The organism is Microbacterium oxydans, assembly GCF_000956405.1.
In the GTDB taxonomy this organism is placed as follows: Bacteria; Actinomycetota; Actinomycetes; order Actinomycetales; family Microbacteriaceae; genus Microbacterium; species Microbacterium oxydans_C.
This window is the reverse complement of sequence record NZ_JYIV01000030.1, coordinates 265087-283618: the sequence shown is the minus strand read 5'-3', so window position 1 is coordinate 283618 and position 18532 is coordinate 265087. Positions and strand designations below refer to the sequence as shown.

General features: G+C 68.0%; 14 protein-coding genes and 1 tRNA gene. 2 read left to right on the top strand and 13 right to left on the bottom strand.

Translation table 11 applies throughout. The annotated features are described in order from the left end of the window. Positions 1-26 precede the first annotated feature (26 nt). Positions 27-527 carry a hypothetical protein gene (locus tag RN51_RS16710; RefSeq protein ID WP_045265161.1) on the bottom strand — a complete coding sequence of 167 codons (501 nt, stop codon included), beginning with the start codon at positions 525-527 and terminating at the stop codon, positions 27-29. A gap of 9 nt (positions 528-536) precedes the next feature. Then, positions 537-1811, bottom strand: coding sequence for an MFS transporter (locus RN51_RS16705; protein WP_045265160.1), 1275 nt, complete (start codon positions 1809-1811; stop codon positions 537-539). Between the two features lie 92 nt (positions 1812-1903). Between RN51_RS16705 and RN51_RS16700 the strand changes: the two genes are divergently transcribed. Beyond that, positions 1904-2743, top strand: a complete 840-nt coding sequence (locus RN51_RS16700) for a hypothetical protein (RefSeq protein WP_156149215.1) — start codon at positions 1904-1906, stop codon at positions 2741-2743. A 34-nt stretch (positions 2744-2777) separates the two neighbouring features. On the opposite strand, the gene RN51_RS16695 is transcribed toward RN51_RS16700, so the two are convergent. The 10 genes from RN51_RS16695 to RN51_RS16650 all read right to left on the bottom strand — a co-directional run bounded on the left by RN51_RS16695 (position 2778) and on the right by RN51_RS16650 (position 16105). Further along, positions 2778-6137: an ATP-binding protein gene (locus tag RN51_RS16695; RefSeq protein ID WP_045265158.1), complete on the bottom strand. Its 3360-nt coding sequence runs from the start codon at positions 6135-6137 to the stop codon at positions 2778-2780. Continuing rightward, positions 6134-6796: a DUF4194 domain-containing protein gene (locus RN51_RS16690; RefSeq protein WP_045265157.1), complete on the bottom strand. Its 663-nt coding sequence runs from the start codon at positions 6794-6796 to the stop codon at positions 6134-6136. The genes RN51_RS16695 and RN51_RS16690 overlap by 4 nt, the downstream gene beginning before the upstream one ends. After that, on the bottom strand, positions 6789-8252 hold the full coding sequence (locus RN51_RS16685; RefSeq protein WP_045265156.1) for a DUF3375 domain-containing protein: 1464 nt from the start codon (positions 8250-8252) through the stop codon (positions 6789-6791). The genes RN51_RS16690 and RN51_RS16685 overlap by 8 nt, the downstream gene beginning before the upstream one ends. Positions 8253-8348: 96 nt before the next feature. Further along, a tRNA-Gln gene (locus RN51_RS16680) sits at positions 8349-8420 on the bottom strand. A gap of 101 nt (positions 8421-8521) precedes the next feature. Then, positions 8522-10027 carry a glutamate--tRNA ligase gene (gene gltX / locus RN51_RS16675; protein ID WP_045265155.1) on the bottom strand — a complete coding sequence of 502 codons (1506 nt, stop codon included), beginning with the start codon at positions 10025-10027 and terminating at the stop codon, positions 8522-8524. An 80-nt stretch (positions 10028-10107) separates the two neighbouring features. Next, entirely contained in the window at positions 10108-11367 is a 1260-nt protein-coding gene (locus RN51_RS16670) for an MFS transporter (RefSeq protein WP_045265154.1), read from the bottom strand. Beyond that, positions 11364-12140 (bottom strand): fumarylacetoacetate hydrolase family protein, encoded by a 777-nt coding sequence (locus tag RN51_RS16665; RefSeq protein ID WP_045265153.1) that lies wholly within the window; start codon positions 12138-12140, stop codon positions 11364-11366. Before RN51_RS16665 ends, RN51_RS16670 begins: the two co-directional genes overlap by 4 nt. A gap of 139 nt (positions 12141-12279) precedes the next feature. Continuing rightward, positions 12280-13380, bottom strand: a complete 1101-nt coding sequence (locus RN51_RS16660; protein ID WP_045265152.1) for a branched-chain amino acid aminotransferase — start codon at positions 13378-13380, stop codon at positions 12280-12282. A gap of 64 nt (positions 13381-13444) precedes the next feature. Continuing rightward, positions 13445-14488 (bottom strand): 3-isopropylmalate dehydrogenase, encoded by a 1044-nt coding sequence (locus RN51_RS16655; protein WP_045265151.1) that lies wholly within the window; start codon positions 14486-14488, stop codon positions 13445-13447. Between the two features lie 81 nt (positions 14489-14569). After that, complete coding sequence (locus tag RN51_RS16650) at positions 14570-16105, bottom strand: MFS transporter (RefSeq protein WP_045265150.1); 1536 nt, start codon at positions 16103-16105, stop codon at positions 14570-14572. 94 nt (positions 16106-16199) lie between these two features. On the opposite strand from RN51_RS16650, the gene RN51_RS16645 reads away from it, so the two are divergent. Next, positions 16200-16742 (top strand): TetR/AcrR family transcriptional regulator, encoded by a 543-nt coding sequence (locus RN51_RS16645; RefSeq protein ID WP_045265149.1) that lies wholly within the window; start codon positions 16200-16202, stop codon positions 16740-16742. Between the two features lie 66 nt (positions 16743-16808). Here the strand turns inward: RN51_RS16645 and serA are convergent, their stop codons facing one another. Continuing rightward, the gene (gene serA, locus RN51_RS16640) at positions 16809-18413 is read right to left on the bottom strand and encodes a phosphoglycerate dehydrogenase (RefSeq protein WP_045265148.1); all 1605 of its coding nucleotides are present in this window, start codon (positions 18411-18413) and stop codon (positions 16809-16811) included. Positions 18414-18532 lie beyond the last annotated feature (119 nt).

Genomic DNA, 18532 nt, shown 5'->3' with positions numbered 1-18532 from the left:
GAGTGGCGCCGAACCGTGCGCCCGTGCTATCCGCTCTCCGCTTCGGTGCGCGGCGCCGCGAAGGCGCTGCGCATGTGGTCGCTGGTGAGGAAGTCGGCGATGCCGATCATGATCAAGCTGAAGACGATCTGCTCCGACACCATCCACAGCGGGTAGAGCCCCGGAATCGCCGCCATCACGAGCGTGATGACGGGGAAGATCTGTGCGAACAGACGCAGGCGCTGGTACGCCCACCGCCAGCCGCGCCGCGCGCGCCAGGCGAAGTAGAACAGGGTCGCCGTCATCGCGAGCACCACGAGCGTGCGCATCCAGACGGCGAACGAGACCGACTCGCCGCCGCTGGCCAGGACCAATGCGACGACGACGGCGCCGATACCGATGACGAGTTCGACGACGAGGAGCCAGATGATCCACGCGAACGCGCGTACCGTCTTGGGGTGCGTGCGGTCGGTCTCGCTGATCGCGACGCCGGCCTGTCGCCCACCGGCGATCCGGTCGAGTCGGAGGAAGAGGGACTCCAGAGCCATGATCGGAGCCTATTGCCTCGGGACCTGGTCCGCCTCGTCCGTTCGATGGATGCCGGAGACTCCGTTCGCGCTCGGGGAGACGACCCGCTCGAGGACGACGGCCAGCACGCCGACCGCGAGACTTCCCGCGATCATGACGCCGATGAATCCGGCATCGAGTCCGCCTCCGAGCATCACACCCGCCACGAACGGCCCGAGAATAGCTCCGCCTTGGAACGCGGCGGAGTTGATGGCGTTGTACCGACCACGCGTGCGATCAGAGGCGAGGTCGTTGTAGATCGCAGGGACAGTCGGCTGCAGCATCGTCTCGCCGAAAGCGAAGACACCCATGTAGGCGATCACGCCGATCGCCGCGGCGAGGGTCCCCGGCAGGAATCCGGTCGCCCCGAGCAGCACCCACGACAGCGCCCAGATGAGTGCCATCACCTGCATCACCCGCGTGCGGCGCTTGCCGGAGATGAGTCTGAGCACGGCGAACTGCAGCAGCACGATCACGGCCGTGTTCACGGCGAACGAGATGCCGACGACCTGCGTCGAGACCTCCGACACCTGCCGGGCGAACGCGGGGAAGCCTGCCTCCATCTGCCCGTATCCGATGAACACGGAGAGGAACGTGAGCAGCGTCAACCACAGCACGGCGGGTCGACGCAGGATCTCGCGATAGCCGCCGACGGGGACCGCATCTTCTGCCGCCTCGTGCTGAGTCCGCACACGTCGGAGCGGACCGAGCAGCAGGGCGAGCGGGATCAGACTGCTCGCGGCATCGACCAGGAAGATCGTCGTGAACGTCGCAGGGTCGCTGACGTCGACGAAGAAGCCTCCGATCACTCCGCCGACCCCGATGCCGAGGTTGACCAGAGCGAAGTTGACGCCGAAGTACTGCTGGCGCACCTCGCCCTCCACCACGGACGCGATCAGAGCGTTGAAGCCCGGCCAGGAGACGCCGAAGTTCACGCCGATGAGCATGACGGCGACCGCGGCGACGAGGGGATGCGTGGCGAATGCGAGAAGCGCACACCCGGCGATCATCGACAACAGCCCGACGATCAGCACCCGACGGGCACCGAACCGATCGATGAGCGTTCCGCCCGGGCCCGTCACCACGAGGCCGGTGATCGCGATGAGACTCATGAGTGCGCCGGAGACTCCGAGGTCGAACCCGCGGACCTCGTGGAAGTAGATGATCGTGAACGGGAGCGTCATGCCGCGTCCGAGCGTCTGGATCGCCACCGTCGACAGCAGCCACCGCCCCTCTGTTGGCAGGGTGTTCCAGAAGCTCCTCATACCGATCACCTCGACATTCTTCCGGATGCCGGGGACATCGCGATCCGCGAGCGGATTGTCGGCCGAGCGTGGTTTCTGCCATCATCGCCAACATGGCGCTGTCTCTCGACGAATTCCGTAGCTCCCTGCAGGACCCCGGTTCCCGACAGGGACTGGGCCTCGCTCTCACGGATGCGCAGGCGCAGCAGGTGGCCGCCGACCCGGAGGCGTCCAGGAGCTGGTACGAGTACTGGCTCGCCGTGACAGCGCAGGCCGCCCCGCAGCCGGCGCCGCATCAGGAGGGAGGAGCGTTCGCCGCTGCTCCCCCTGCGGCACAGACTCCGCCGCTCGGTGGCCATGACTTCGCGCACACGGCTGCCTTCGCGGCGGCTCCCCCGGCTTATGGCGGCACTCCCCCTGCGGCGACGTATGTCGCGCCCGGAGCCGAGTCGGAGAAGAAGAGTCGCGTCGGGTTGTGGGTGACACTCTCGGTCATCGGGGCGCTCGTGCTCATCGCCCTCATCGTCGTGGTCGTCGCTTTCACCACCGCCCGGCACTGGACGAAGGTCGACTCGCCGGAGAAGCCCGAGACCTTCCACAGCGAGGAGTACGAGACGGGGCTCTACCTCGTGGCGGACGACGGTGTGAGCCCGTGTGCCGTCGACCAGGACTGGACCGACTGCATCAACGCGATGGAGGCCCAGTACGCCGGTGCCTGCACCGGGGTCGAGCTGGTCCCCTCAGCAGCCACCCTCTGCGGTGAGCATCGGGCCGAGATCGACCGCATGCGCGCCGAGGACTCGGAGGGCTCGGTCGTGGCCTCGCTCGGCGACTTCGGCCACCTGACGCGCACCCCGCAGATCGCCACGCGCCAGGTCTCGAACGACGACTACGAGGCAGCCGTCACCCACGAGGCCGTGTGCTACCTCGGTTTCCTCGGCGAGTGCGAGTAACAGCGCGACGAGTCCCGCTCCGCACGGTCGCCGCTCACACTGCCGCGTCCGGCAGACCCACCTTCGCCTTCGCCCAGGAGCGCCCGCGGGTGTCCTTGAGGATGTCGTACTCGACGTCGACATGCGGCTCGATCGCACTGTACTTGTCGTTGGGTGCGCCGATGACGAGCTGGAAGCCGAGTCCACGCCATGCACCGATCGCGCGCTTCGTGAAGTGGGCGTCGGCCTTGATGAGCGCCTCATCCATGAAGACGGGGGCGTAGCGCGGCCGGGTGGCGCCCGCGTCGCCGAGCTGGTAGCGCAACGCGGCTCCGACGATGAACGCGACGAGCTCCTGCGACTCGCCTCCGGACTTCTCGCCGATGTGGTCGTAGAGCGCGACGTGCTCGCGGGTCTCCGCGGTGACACGCTCCGCACTGACACGCACGTGGTTGCGCACGTCGATGAGTTCCGCGTAGTCGGGGGCCGTACGCCGCATGCGCCCGATGAGACGGCTCATCTTGCGGTAGACGGCCTCACGCTCCCCATCGGTCTCCGCGGCGTCGATCAGTCCCCGCACCTCACGGAGCTCCCGGCGGAACCGCTTACGCGCCTCGCTCTGATTCTCGCGCGGGGTGATCTGGAGACGATGGTCGTCGTCGTAGAACGGCAGCTCCGCCATGATGCGGTTGATCGGGTCGATGCGATCCTTGATCTCGCGCAGCGACCGGCTGAGGGTCGAGTCGAGACTGGTGAGGTCGTTCCCGGAGAGCTTCAGCAGACTGTCGCGCCACTCGGTCTCCAGCTCATGGAGTCCGTTGGTCTGCAAGGCCTCAAGGATGCTCTCGAACTCGCGCACCGACTCGTCAGGGTCCGGGAGGATCGTGAGGTTGTCCCACCGCTCGAGGAAACCCGTCATCAATCGCCGCATGCTCTCGCGCTGCTGCTCGTGGGCTTCCGCGGCCTCGCGGCGGTCCTCGTGCAGTCTCTGGGCGGCGGTCCGGAGCGCGGTGTCCAGGTGCGCGAGCCGCTCCGACGCGGTCAGGGTGGCGCCCGTCTCCGCGTGCAGGAACCGACCGTCGAGGAACGACGCATGCGTCTCGCCGAGCGACACGTCGGAGGCCGCCGCCGAGTCGATCACCGTCTGACAGGCATCCACGTCGTCGGTGACCTGTCCCCAGTGCTCCTGCGTCTGAGCGAGTTCGTTGCTGAGACGCGCCTCTTCATCCCGGAGCGTGCTCGCGCGAGACCGCAGATCCTCCGCCTGACGCTTGAGCTGTGCGATCTCGGGGCTGGCGGTCGTGACCTCCGCTTCGACGGCGAGCCAACGCTCCCTTTCAGCCTCGACTGCTGCGACATCGATCTGCTCCCACGTGAGGTCCTCGATCTTCGCGAACGCGGTCGACCGCGCTTCGATGCGGTCGAGCGCGGACTCGGCCTCCTGGGCGGCGGATGCGTGACCCTCGTAGCGCGAGGTCAGCGTCTGCAGCTGCTCGTCGATCTCGCGGAGCCGACGGTCGTTGGTGAAGCCGAGCACGTTGGCACGTCCCTGACCGCCATGGGCTCCCCTGCTCCCCTGCGACACCTGGCCGTTGATCGTGAGAGCCTTCTGATGCGCATCCAGCTGAGACGACGAATCCACGCACACATATCCGAAACGGTCCTGGAGTCGCTGCTGGAGCCAACCTGCGAAGGGGCTCGGCAGGTAGTCGAGTCTGCCGGGAAGGGTCTTCGGGTCGGCGCTGCGCACCTCGAGGAGTCCGGTCGGGACGCCTTCGTAGGTCAACCGTTCCGGAGTGCGCACGGCGTTGATCGCCGAGCGGAACTGCTCCAGCTTCTCTGCATCGACCAAGAGCGTCCTGGCGAAACCGCCGAGGGCGAGATTGAACGCCTCGCGCCACGGTTCGAACTCGGTCCGCACCTCGATGAGCTCGCCGACGAAAGGCAGCTCCGACGGGTCGAGACCGGCCGCCTCTGCGAGCAGGACGCGTGACTCGTCGAGGTGCGCAGGGATGCTTCCGCGCACCCGGCCGGTGCGCTCGCGCTCCTCGCGCAGCCGCGTGATCTCGAGTTCGGCCGTCCTGCGCGCCGTCTCGGCATCGGCGAAGGCCGCGCGCGCTTCCCGCATCCCCGCCTGGGGGGACGAGCCCCGGGTGCCCGCGACGAAGGCCTCGAACTGAGCGGGGTTCTCGACCTCTGCGCCGAGCTCCCGAACGATGATGTCGAACTTCGCTCGTTCCCGCCGCACGTCGTCCAGGCGGCGCTCGGCGACCCGAAGCTCCCGTTGTGCTGTCTCGAGACGGTCCCCGCCGGACTGGCGGAGGACGTCGAGGAGACCCTCCCGTTCCACATCCGCGGCGTCGACGAGGGCACGCTTCTCCCTCACGGCGAGGCTGAGGGCCCGCGAGCGGTCGCCCAGCTCGACCTCGACCTCGCGCAGCAGATCCAGGCGGCGCTGCGCGTTCCAGAGCGCGGCGAGAGACGACGGATCGGTGAAGACTCCGACCTCGTCGATGACCCGCACCCGTTCGGCTGATGCCGCGATGCGCTCCTTGATTCCGCGGATGGGCTCGAGTGCGCTGACCTGCTGCTTCGCGGTCAGCATCCTGGTGCGCGTGCTCTCCAACTCGTCGAAGTGCGCCACGACGGCATCGGCGGTGGCCATCGTCTCGGGCTCTTCCAGCACGAGCTTCTTGTACAGATCGTCGACCGTCGTGATCTGCTGTCCCGCCTGGATCCTGGCCAGCAGACTGATGGCCTTCGCACCGGACCCGGCCGCCCCGATCCCGAGCACGGCCTGCAGTCGGGCCGAGAACTCACGATCGGTCGCGAGTGTCTCCAGGCCGGCCGCCCGCACCGACGCGTCGGACAGCCGCTGCGTCGCGGCCTTCTCCAGCCGTGCCAGATCGAACGCCCCGTTCACGGTCGCGCGGACACGGGTGGTGTCCTCCAGCACGCGCGCATCCGCCGGGATGTACCAGGCGCGCACCGCCGTGAACCGCGAGCCGTCGTGGTCGAGCCAGGTCGTGGCGATGGCGCTCCACGTGTCCTCGCCGTCGCCACGGAGCACACGCAGCTTGGTGCCGTCCTCTGTACGGGATTCGTCGATCTTCCCTCGCCCGTAGGAGAGGATGTTCCGCTGCTCCTCGCCGCGCGGTCGGCCGGTGACCCCGCCATTCGACGCGCCGTTGAACGGCGTGGTGTGCGGCATCATGAGCGCGATGTACGCGTCCATGAGCGTCGACTTGCCGGAGCCAGAGCCACCGCACAACAGCGTGGCGTTCGGTGAGAAGCGCACCCGATGCGGGCCGCCGTCGTATCCACCCCAGTTGATCAGCTGCAGCTCGTCCGCGATCCACTGTTGTCCCCGCGAACCGGCAGGGATGAGGCCGAAGAGAGTGTCGACCATCGTCATCGTTGCACCGCTTCCTGCGACCGCAGCCAGTCGCGGAGTTCCTTCAGGGTCTCTGCGCTCAGCACGACCTCGACGAGTGCCGTGATCCGGTAGCGCCCGCTGGTCTCCTCCTGCACGATGCCCTCGCGATCCAATCGATCCATCGCATTCCTGATCGCCTTCTGCTGACGCGCCGTGCCACCGTCGACGTCTGTGAAGTAGCTCAGCACGGTCTGCTCGAGATCCTCGATGTCGATGCGCACCGATGACTCGCCGGCGGCGGACTCGCGCTGGTAGACGGTGCGCAGATGAACGAGCACGAGTGTCTCGGCGCGCGTGTACGGCGAATCCTTGAGGAGCACCGGCATGTCGATCTCATCCGAGCGCAGCTGCTGCTTGTACGCGAAGCCTCGAGCGTGGTCGACGACCAGGCGGAGGTACAGATCGTTCAGGCGCGACTCGATCACCTGCTGATGATCGAGCAGAAGAGTCCACTCCTTGCGGTTGCGTTCCGCGGCGATGAAGCGCCGCTGAAGGATGTGGGCGAGCAGACGACGGATCTCCGGGTCGAGCGTGCCGCGGTCTCCCGCGAAGTGCTCCTCGATGTCGTCTTCCATGGGGACGGGCGCGATGAACGGGTCTTCGATGGTCGCCTCCGTCGCGGGGCTCTCTTCAGGCATGTGCGTCTTCCTTGGGGTTGCGCGCCGTGACGGCTCCGAACGCGAATCGTCGCGTCGATCCGTCGGGGCGCAGAGCTTCGACCACCGACACCGTGTCGCTCTCCGTCATGCCGTTGCGGTGGGCGATCTCGAGCAGCCCGACGAGGTCGACGGGGCGTCGGGTGTCGTCATCGCCCTCGGCGAATGCGGCCGCGAGATCGAACTCCGGTCCGAGCCCGGCGACATACTCTTCGAGCTCCGCGTACCTCGGTCCGCCCCACGCGCGGGAGTCGACGTCGGCGAACTCGACATCGCCCGCATCGGTCAGAGGGGCGGGGACCGCAGGCGGACGGATGCTGCTCACGGTCTGCCTGAGGTGCCCCAGGTCGGCGAGCGGGAGACTGCGCACCGGCGCGTCGCTCGCCCCCGCCCCGTCCCACACGTGCAGCGCGGCGATGACATCGCGCAGCAGGTCGTCGATCTGGCGGTCGCGCAGCGGATCGTGCGTCTTCACCTGGCCGGTGATGACGTGCGAGGCTCGACGTTGCGCGGCCAGGACCTCCTCGACCCCGAGTTCCACACGGCGTCCGATCGCGTCCAGCTCGGCGCGTTGCGAGCTGTCGAGCATCCGGGCGAACGGCTGCCGGAGCAGACCGTGCAGTTGGTCAGTGAGGGCGTCGATGCGCTCCGGATCGCCGATCAGCTTCAGCGCGCCGGCGAAGGCGCGTCCTTCCGGCGTCGAGTTCATGACATCCTGTGCGCGCTGCAGGTACTCGCGCAGCACCTCACCCGTCGGGCGCTCATCACGGCGCAGATGGGCGACGACGTCACGCTGCATGAGCTTGAGGGATTCGGCGACCCGGGTGAAGTCGGCGGGGAGCTCGCGTGCCAGATGCAGCACGTTCTCGGCTTCCTCGAAGAGCTCCTCGTCGTCGAGCGGGTCAGCCCTGCCCGATTCCTCGATCCGGTCGATCTCGGCGTCGAGCGCGGCGCGCTCCTCTCGGAGACGGGCGAGACGACGAACAGGGTCGGCCTCGGCACTGTCGGCCAGGTGCTCCACGGCCTCGAGGAGCGTGCGCACTCGGGAGTTGGAGACGCGCGTGCGCCCGCCGCCGGTGCGCCCCGCGATCTCCAGTGCCTCCACGGCATGCGCGGAAAGCCGATACACCTCGACGTCTTCGTCGATCTGCTGCACCAACCACCCGAGGCGGACCCAGTTCCTGGCGACGTCACGGCCGGTGCCCGCAGGGACCCGGCGATCGTCGTCATCATCGCCCGCATCTCTGAGCTCATCGAGGATCTCTGCGAGCTCAGCCTGGGCGTCGGCGATCGGGATGGAGGCCCTGTCCGCCGTGAACAGAAGAGACAACGAGGCCACGACGAACGGCGCGAAGCGTCCGTGCAGGAGGTCGAGGGTCGGAGTGCTGAATGCGGTGACAGCGCGGGAGAATGCCGCTTCCACTCGAGTGCCTGTCACACCTTCCAGAATAGTCGGCGCCCTCGTCGTCCCTCGACGCGACGCGTTGGTCTCGGAAACGAAGAAACCCCCGCCTGAGCGGGGGTTTTCATCTTGCTGGGGTACCTGGACTCGAACCAAGAATAACGGAACCAGAAACCGTCGTGTTGCCAATTACACCATACCCCAAGGGCGAAACCAGGGCCTCGCACCGAGAGTCAAGCCTACCCGAGCGGCGGCGGAACACCAAAACCGGTGAGCCGTGAACCGCCGCCCGGGCGCGTCGCGACTCAGTCGGCCAGGAATGCCGAGAGCGAGCGGAGCCGACGCAGCGACTCCTCCTTGCCCAGCAGCTCCATCGACTCGAACAACGGCGGCGACACCCGCCGGCCGGTGATGGCGACACGGGGCGGGCCGTAGGCGATGCGCGGCTTGAGCTCGAGCCTCTCGACGAGCTCTGCGGCGAGGGCCTCCTGGATCTTCTCCGGAGTGAAGTCGTCGAGGGGTTCGAGAGCCACGACGCACGCATCGAGCACTTCGGCAGCATTCGCCGGAAGGCCCTTGAGAGCGTCCTCCGCGTACGAGACCTCGTCGGTGAACAGGAAGCCCACCATGCCGGGCACCTCGCCGAGCAGCTGCACCCGCTCCTGAACGAGCGGCGCGACGCGGAACGCCGTCACCAGCTGATCGTGCGTCGGCTCGTCGAAGAGACCTGCCGCCGCGAGATACGGGATCGTCCGCTCGGCGAAGTCCTTCTCGCCCAGCATCCGGATGTGGTCGCCGTTGATCGACTCGGCCTTCTTCTGATCGAAGCGCGCCGGGTTCGGGTTGACGTTGACGATGTCGAACGCGGCCGTGAACTCGTCGAGGGAGAACACGTCGCGGTCGGGTCCGATCGACCAGCCGAGGAGCGCGAGATAGTTCAGCAGCCCCTCCGGGATGAAGCCGCGGTCGCGGTGCAGGAAGAGGTCGGCCTGAGGGTCGCGCTTGGAGAGCTTCTTGTTGCCAGTCTCGCCCAGCACCAGCGGCATGTGCGCGAAGCGCGGCACGAACGTCGTGACACCCGCCTCGATCAGGGCTGCGTACAGCGAGAGCTGACGCGCGGTCGACGGCATCAGGTCTTCTCCACGCAACACGTGCGTGATCCCCATGAGCGCGTCGTCGACCGGGTTGACGAACGTGTAGAGCGGTACGCCGTTCGGGCGCACGACCACGAAGTCGGGGAACGAGCCCGCCGGGAAGGTCACCTCGCCGCGGATGAGGTCCACGTAGGTCAGGTCCTCATCCGGCACCCGGAGACGCAGCGCGGGCTGACGGCCTTCGGCGCGGAACGCCTCCTTCTGCTCATCCGTGAGGTTGCGGTCGTAGTTGTCGTAGCCGAGCTGCTTGGCGCGGCCGGCGGCCTCGTTGCGCGCGTCGATCTCCTCGGCCGTGGAGTAGCTCTCGTAGAGGGCGCCCGTGGCGACGAGCTTGTCGATCACCTCACGGTAGATGTCATGGCGCTCGGACTGTCGGTACGGAGCGTGGGGTCCACCGACCTCGACGCCCTCATCCCAGTCGATCTTGAGCCAGGTGAGCGCGTCGACCAGCTGGCGGAAGCTCTCCTCGCTGTCGCGGGCGGCATCGGTGTCCTCGATGCGGAACACCATCTTCCCGCCGTTGTGGCGGGCGTATGCCCAGTTGTACAGGGCCGTGCGGACCATGCCGACGTGCGGCAGTCCGGTCGGCGAGGGGCAGAAGCGGACGCGGACGTCGGCACCACTGACAGTCGTGGTGAGGGGATGAGGGGTAGCCATAGCCCTTCGATTCTACGGGGACCGCACGTGCGCCCGCGGGCCGAACGCACGTGCTCAGCCTCCGGGGCAGTCGCAGTCCTTCATCGTGCGCTGGAGCGGGCGAGCGGGGACAGCGCCACGATCGCGATGACCAGGACGGACGCCGCCACACCGAGCCCCGCGTACTGGAAGTTCGCCAGCACCACGCCCGCCAGCACCGATCCCGCCGCCGCGCACAAGCTCATCAGAGAATCGCTGCGACCCTGCCTCCGTGTGCGGAGCTCGGGTGCTGAGGCCTCCGTGAGAAGCGCGGCACCGGCCACCGTCGCCGCGCTCCATCCCAGTCCGAGCAGGATGAGCGCGACCATCACGCCCCACGCCTCCGTGCCCGTGAACACCGCGAACGCCAGAGCGCCGGCGAGCAGCACTTGTCCGAGCAGCACCACCCTGAGCCTGCCCCAGCGGTCGGCCAGCACGCCGAAAACGGGCGAGAGAGCGTACATGCCGCCCACGTGCAGGGCGATCGTGATCCCCACGAGCGCCGAGACATCGGCCGGAGTCGCTGCCATGCCCCCGGCGCCGTGCGCCATATGCGACAGATGCACGGGCGTCATGGCCATGACCGAGGCCATCACCACGTGGGAACCGGCGACCGCGAAGATCGCATACCGGGCGACGCGCGGACGATCCACGGGCACCACCCCGTCCGTCCCGGCCGCGGACTTCGCGAGACGTTGCGCCGCGAGCAGCGGGTCCGGACGCAGAGCGACGACGTAGAGCACGAGCGCCGCGCACTGCGCGACGAACGAGAAGAGATACGAGCCCGTCTGCGGCGGCATGCCCACCGCCTGGCCGACGATCTCCCCCGGCCCGAGAAGCAGCGGACCCGCGACCCCGCCGATCGTGGTCGACCACACGACGATGGACAGGTCTCTGCCGCGGTGCTGTGGCGCGGCGAGGTCGGTCGCCGCGAACCGTGACTGCAGGTTCCCCGCGTTGCCGGCCCCGATCATCAGGATGCCGACGAGAAGTAGCGGGAAGATCCGAAGAGCCGCCGCGAGGATGACCACCGCGATGCCCACCAGGGCGAACAGGTTGCCGAGCGTGAGTGCACGACGACGCCCGAGTCGAGCGGCGAGACGGGCGAGCGGGATGGCGCACGCCGCCGCGCCCAGTGTCACGGAAGCGGTCGCCAGACCGGAGAGCGCGTCGCTCCCCGAGATGTCGGCCGCCAGAAGCGCACCGAGCGAGACAGTGGCTCCGAAGGCGATGCCGCCGAGCACCTGCCCGAAGGACAGCACCAGGACGGTACGCCGCTGGACCACCGCCTGCTGCGTCGCCGTGAGGGCGACGTCGGTCACGACGCGGAAACGGCGTCGCGCACGGTGTTGCGCAGAATTCCCAGACCAGAGATCTCCACCTCGACGACGTCTCCCGCCACGAAGGTGCCGACACCGGCCGGAGTACCCGTCATGATGACATCGCCGGGGAGCAGGGTGAACACCGCCGAGGCGTACTCGATGATCGCGGGCACCGAGTGGATCATGTCGGTGAGGGGCGCCTGCTGTCGCACCTCGCCATTCACCCGCGTCTCGATCGAGGCGTTCGCCGGGTCGAAGTCGGTCTCGATGACAGGGCCGAGCGGGCAGAAGGTGTCGAAGCCCTTGGCCCGGGACCACTGACCGTCCTTGCGCTGGAGGTCACGCGCGGTGACGTCGTTGCCGATCGTGTAACCGAGCACGTAGTCGAGTGCGTTCTCGGCTTTCACGTTCTTCGCGATCTTGCCGATCACCACCACGAGCTCTCCCTCGTACTCCGTGCGCTCCGAGAGCGACGGACGCACGATCGCGTCTCCCGGCCCGATCACCGCGGTGTTCGGCTTGAGGAACAGCAGCGGCTCCTCGGGGGCCTCTCCCCCCATCTCGGCCGCGTGATCGTGGTAGTTCTTGCCGACGCAGACGACCTTCGATCGTGGGATCACCGGAGCGAGCAGAGCCGCATCCGCGAGCGGCACCCGGGCGCCCGTGGTCTCGTACCCCGTGAACATCGGGTCACCGGCGAGCACCACGAGCTCACGCTCGTCGATGATCCCGTACATGATGGCTTCGTCGTGGCTGAACCGGGCGATCTTCATGGGATCAGCCTATCGAGCGCCTCACCTGTCCTGGAGCCTCGGCGCCCGCCGAGACCCACCGCTCGCGACGAGACCCACGGCCCCGGGCGGACGACAGCGTGGGTGTCGGCGGGGGACGTGGGTCTCGGCAGCAGGAAACTCAGGCGTCGAGGCGGAGGAGCCAGCCGTGCCTGTCCTCGCGGCGCCCGTACTGGATGTCGGTGAGCTCTTCGCGGAGGGACAGCGCGAGCTCGCCCAGCGGCTGCGGCTCGTCGAAGCCCTCGCCCACGAGCGCGCCGATCGGGGTCACGACCGCGGCCGTGCCACAGGCGAACACTTCGACGATGTCACCGGAGGCCACACCCTCGCGCCACTCATCGATCGAGATCGGACGCTTCTCGACCGTGTAGCCGCGGTCCTCGGCCAGCTGCAGCAGCGAGTCGCGCGTGATGCCCTCGAGGATGCTGTCGGACTCCGGCGTGACGACACGGCCGTCCTTGAACACGAACACGACGTTCATGCCGCCGAGCTCCTCCACGTCGCGATTCTCGTTGAGGAACACGACCTGGTCGCAGCCCTTCGCACTGGCCTCAGCCTGCGGCAGGAGGCTGGAGGCGTAGTTGCCCCCCGTCTTCGCCTTGCCGGTGCCACCGCGACCCGCGCGGGCGTAGTCCTCGGAGAGCCAGATGCGCACGGGCTTCACGCCCCCGGTGAAGTAGGCGCCCGCGGGGCTCGCGATCACGTAGTACGCGACCTTCTGCGCCGCGCGCACACCGAGGAAGGCCTCCTTGGCGAACATGAACGGACGCAGGTACAGGCTCTGGTCGGCACCGGAGGGCACCCACCGACCGTCGACGGCGATGAGCTCGCGCAGCGACTGGATGAAGTACTCGGTCGGCAGCTCCGGCAGCGCAAGGCGGCGGGCGCTCGCCTGCAGTCGCGCGGCATTGCGGTCGGGACGGAAGGTGTGGATCGAGCCGTCCGCGTGCCGGTAGGCCTTGATGCCCTCGAAGATCTCCTGTGCGTAGTGCAGCACGGACGCCGCGGGATCGAGCGGGATCGGACCGTAGGGCTGCACGCGCGGACGGTGCCAGCCGCCCTTGGCCGACCAGCAGATGTCGACCATGTGGTCCGTGAAGACGACCCCGAACCCGGGGTTCTCCAGCACCTCGGCGACGCGTGCCGGAGAGGCCGCGGTCAGGTTCTTCGTCACGGCGAACTCCAGGGGAGCCACGCTCGTCTCGGCGTCGATCGTCGTCATGTCACATCATCCAATCCTCGTGGGGCGGGCGCATCCTCGCGCCCTGTCAGCCTACGCCCGCTGTTCAGAGACGGGCAGTGATCGCGGAGCCGATCTCCGCAGTGGTACGGGCGCCGCTTCGATCAGCGATGTCCGCCTCGACCGCGGCGCTCACCCGCGTCGACTCGGCCGTCAGGCCGAGGTGGTCGAGCAGCAGCGCGATCGAGAGGATCGCGGCGGTCGGATCGGCCTTCTGCTGACCCGCGATGTCCGGCGCCGAGCCGTGCACGGGCTCGAACATCGACGGGAAGGAGCCATCGGGGTTGATGTTCCCCGATGCGGCGAGGCCGATGCCGCCCGTGACGGCGCCGGCGAGGTCGGTGAGGATGTCACCGAAGAGGTTGTCGGTCACGATCACGTCGAAGCGCGAAGGATCGGTGACCAGGAAGATGGTGGCGGCGTCGACGTGCAGATAGTCGACGGCGACGTCGGGGTGCTCGTAGGCGACCTCGTTCACGATGCGCTGCCAGATGGCGCCCGCGTGCACGAGGACGTTCGTCTTGTGCACCAGGGTGAGCTTCTTGCGGCGACGCTCCGCGAGCTCGAACGCGTAGCGGACGACGCGCTCGACGCCGAAGGCGGTGTTCACGGAGGTCTCGTTCGCCACCTCGTGGGGAGTCCCCTTGCGGATCGCTCCGCCGTTGCCGACGTAGGGACCCTCGGTGCCCTCACGGACGACGACGAAGTCGATCTCCCCCGGGTTCGCCAGCGGACCGGATGCGCCGGAGAAGAGCTTCGAGGGGCGGAGGTTCACATAGTGGTCGAGCGTGAACCGAAGCTTGAGCAGCAGTCCACGCTCGATGTTCGCATCCTTGAGACGCGGATCTCCCGGCGTGCCGCCGACGGCGCCGAGGAGGATCGCGTCGTGTGCGGCGATCGCGGCGAGGTCGTCGTCCGTGAGCGTGTCGCCGGTCTCGAGGTACCGACCGGCGCCGAGCGAGAAGCGGGTCTTGTCGAACGTCACGTCGCTGTCGGCGGTGACGGCGTCGAGCACCTTCTCCGCCTCGGCGATGACCTCGGGACCGATGCCGTCACCCGGGATGACGGCCAGCTTCACGACACGCGACATGAGACTCCTTGCGCACTGCACGGGGGTGGACCGACTCGTTCCCGCCCGAGAGCAGGTGAGCCGGTCCTCCCAGCGTACTGGTCAGTGCGTGGGTGCCTTGCGCAGTGTGACGGCCGCGATCACTCCGGCGACGACCACGAGGCCGGCGCCGATGAGCGAGGTGACGGTGACGCCGGAGCCGAACGCGTCCGACGCCGCCTGCCACAGCGCATCGCCGAGCTGCGTCGGCAGCGCCTGTGCAGCGGTGTACGCACCGGCCAGCGTCTCCCCCGCAGCATGCGCGACATCTGCGGGCAGCCCCGCGGGAAGCACGAGCGCTCCCCGGTAGAAAGCCGTGATGATGCCACCCAGCACGGCCGTTCCCAGCACTGCGCCGAGCTCGTACGCCGTCTCGGACACGGCACTGGCCGCTCCCGCCTTGGCTGCAGGGGCACTCGACAGGATCAGCTCGTTCGAGATCGTCTCAGCCGCGCCGATCCCGATACCCAGCACCACGAATGCGAGCACCAGCGGAAGGACCCCGTGCTCGTGTGTCGTGAGCGCCACGATCAGGTACCCGGCCACCGAGAACGCGAGTCCGGCCGGGATCACGATGTGCGGCGGGATTCTGCGCGAGATGGGCACGACCGACAGCCCCGCCACGATCATCGCCACCATGCCCGGCACGAGGGCGAGTCCCGCATTCATCGGTGACAGTCCGAGGACGAGCTGCAGATGCTGTGACACGAAGTAGAGGAATCCGACCAGAGCGACGACGCTGAGCAGGTTGACCAGGATCGCCCCGGAGAACGAACCGCGCTTGAACAGCGCCATGTCGAGCATCGGCGTCTTGGCCCGCAGCTGACGACGCACGAACAGGAAGCCCATCACGAGACCGAGGAGTGCCCAGGCCGCGGCCTTGAGACTCGGACCATCGACAGCCAGCGACTTGATCGCGTAGACCACCGGGATCATCGTGGCCATCGACAAGACGATGCTGAGCAGGTCGATGCGACCGGGGTGGGGGTCACGGCTCTCTGGTACCAGCAACGGTGCGGCGATGAGCAGAGGGATCAGCACCGGCACTGCGATGAGGAACACGGAGCCCCAGGAGAAGTGCTCGAGGAGGAATCCACCGACGATCGGACCCATCGCCGAACCGGCGGAGAAGGCCGACGCCCACACCGCGATCGCCATGCGGCGCTGGTCGCGGTTCTGGAAGATCGAGCGCAGAAGAGACAGGGTCGACGGCATCAGCATCGCCCCGAAGAAACCGAGCAGCGCCCGGGCCGCGATCAGCAGGCCGGCCGTGGGTGCGAAGGCGGCGAGGGCGGAGACCGCCGCGAATCCGGTGGCACCGATCAGCAGCATCTTGCGACGCCCGAACCGGTCGCCCAGGGTGCCCATGGTGACGAGCAGACCCGCGAGCACCAACGGGTACACGTCGATGATCCACAGCTGCTCGGCCCCCGTGGGCGCGAGCGCGATGGAGATCTCGGGGAGCGCGAAGCTCAGCACCGTGTTGTCCACCGACACCAGAAGCACCGGCAGCATGAGGACGACCAGCGCCGCCCAGCCGCGGGCCCCGGCGCGGGGAGCATCCGTCTCTGTCGTCGGGATCGACGCAGTACGGGTCATGACACACCTCTCAGGATCTTGATCGAACGATAAGTGAACCGTCCGGATGGTATAGTAACAGAAGTCCCGTCCCCGATTTCGCAGAGGACCCACGATGCCCCGACCTCCGCTCGCTCGCGAGAAGGTGCTCGACGCCTTCGAAGCGATCCTCATCGAAGACGGCGAACGGGCCGCGACGCTCGACGCCACGGCGAAAGCGGCCGGAGTGTCGAAGGGCGGTCTCCTCTATCACTTCGGTTCCAAGGACGAGCTCGAGGCCGGACTGGTGGAGCGGCTGGATCGCCTCACCACCATGGACCTCGAACGGATGACCGCGGCGGAGGAGGGTCCCGTCGCCTACTATGTGCGCACTTCGGTAATGGAGGACGACGCACTCGATCGTGTGCTGATCGCGACGACGCGCCTCGCCCAGGGCGGATCGGTCGCGGCCGCCGACATGCTCCGCGACACGCGGCGCCGTTGGGCGGAGACCATCCGCCCCCACGTGCGCGACAACGCGAGCCTCGATCTCGTGATGCTGGTGAGCGACGGCCTCTACTTCAACAACTCGCTCGACGTGCACGGCCCCGAGCGACTCGTCCCCCGCAGCGATGAACTCGCGGAGCTGATCACCCTCGTCCTGAAGGCGACCGCCTGAGGATCAACGCAGGAACGAGAGAGGGCGGGAGCTTCACGCTCCCGCCCTCTCTGCTGCGTCTGCCGATCAGATCTCGGTGATCTCGATCTGACGGAACAGGTCGGCGTCGATCGCACCGCGCACGTCGTCGAGCAGCTCGTCCGAGACGGGCGAGTCGAGCGTCAGCACACTGAGCGCCTGGGCGCCTGCCGCCTGACGCGCGATCTGCATTCCGGCGATGTTGATGCCGGCCTCACCGAACTTTTGGCCGTACACGGCGACGATGCCAGGGCGGTCGGTGTAGAGCATCACGACGTGGTGCTTCTCGATCGGCAGCTCGAGCCGGTGGTCGTTGATGCCGACGAGCTTCTCCGTCTGCTTCGGACCGGTGAGCGTGCCGGACACCGAGAGCTGGGTGCCATCGGACAGTGCGCCGCTGAGGGTGATGACGTTGCGGTACTCGTCGCTCACATCGTCCTTGAGCAGCCGCACCGCGATCCCACGCTGGTCGGCGAGGAGCGGGGCGTTCACGTAGGACACCGTCTCACTGACGATGTTGGTGAACACGCCCTTGAGCGCGGCGAGCTTGAGCACGCTCACGTCATAGTCGTTCAGCTCGCCGTGCACCTCGACGTCGAGGCTGGTCAGCGGCGACGTCGCGAGCGCGGCGAAGATCTGGCCGAGCTTCTCGACGAGCGAGATGCCGGGACGCACGTAGGGGTCGATGACGCCGCCGGCCACGTTCACCGCGTCCGGGACGAGGTCACCGCCCAGGGCGAGGCGCACGGAACGAGCGACCGAGACGCCTGCCTTCTCCTGCGCCTCCTCGGTGCTCGCGCCGAGGTGGGGCGTGACGACCACGTTCGGGAGGTCGAGCAGCGGACGAGCCGTGCCGCCCTCGGCGGGTGGCTCCGAGGTGAAGACGTCGAGACCGGCACCCGCGATCTCCCCGGCGACGAGCGCCGCGTGCAGTGCCTCTTCGTCGATGAGGCCGCCACGGGCGACATTCACCACGAACGCGGTCGGCTTCATCGCCGCGAACTGCTCGGCGCCGATCATGCCCGTCGTCTCCGGTGTCTTGGGCATGTGGATGGTCAGGAAGTCCGACTCGGCGACGAGTTCGTCGAGGGAGAGCAGCTGCACGCCGAGCTGCTGGGCGCGTGCCGAGGTGACGTAGGGGTCGTAGGCGACGACACGCATGTCGAACGCCGCGAGACGTGCGGCGACGAGCGCGCCGATACGACCGAGGCCGACGATCCCGACCGTCTTCTCGAAGAGCTCGGCTCCCGTGAAGGAACTGCGCTTCCACGCGCCGGAAGCGAGCGACGCGTGTGCGGCGGGGATGCGGCGGGCGAGGCTCAGGATGTGGCCGACCGTGAGCTCCGCGGCGGACACGATGTTCGAGGTCGGGGCGTTGACGACCATGACTCCGGCAGCCGTCGCCGCCTTGATGTCGACGTTGTCGAGTCCGACTCCGGCGCGAGCGACGACCTTGAGCTTGGGTGCGTGGCCGAGTGCTTCCTCGTCGATGCGCGTCGCGGAGCGCACGAGCACGGCGTCGGCGTCGGCGAGTGCGGCGAACAGCGCCTCGCGATCGGTGCCGTCGACATCCCGGACGTCGAAGTCGGGACCGAGAGCGTCGATCGTGGCGGGAGAGAGTACTTCGGCGATGAGCACGACAGGCTTCGGCACAGTGGATCCTTCGGGGCAGCGCGGCAGGGGCCGATGCGCCGCACACCATGGGGGCGCGATCGCGACAACTCTACCGGAGCGCCGAGAGCGCTCCGTGCCGTGTGACGCGTCTCGACGCG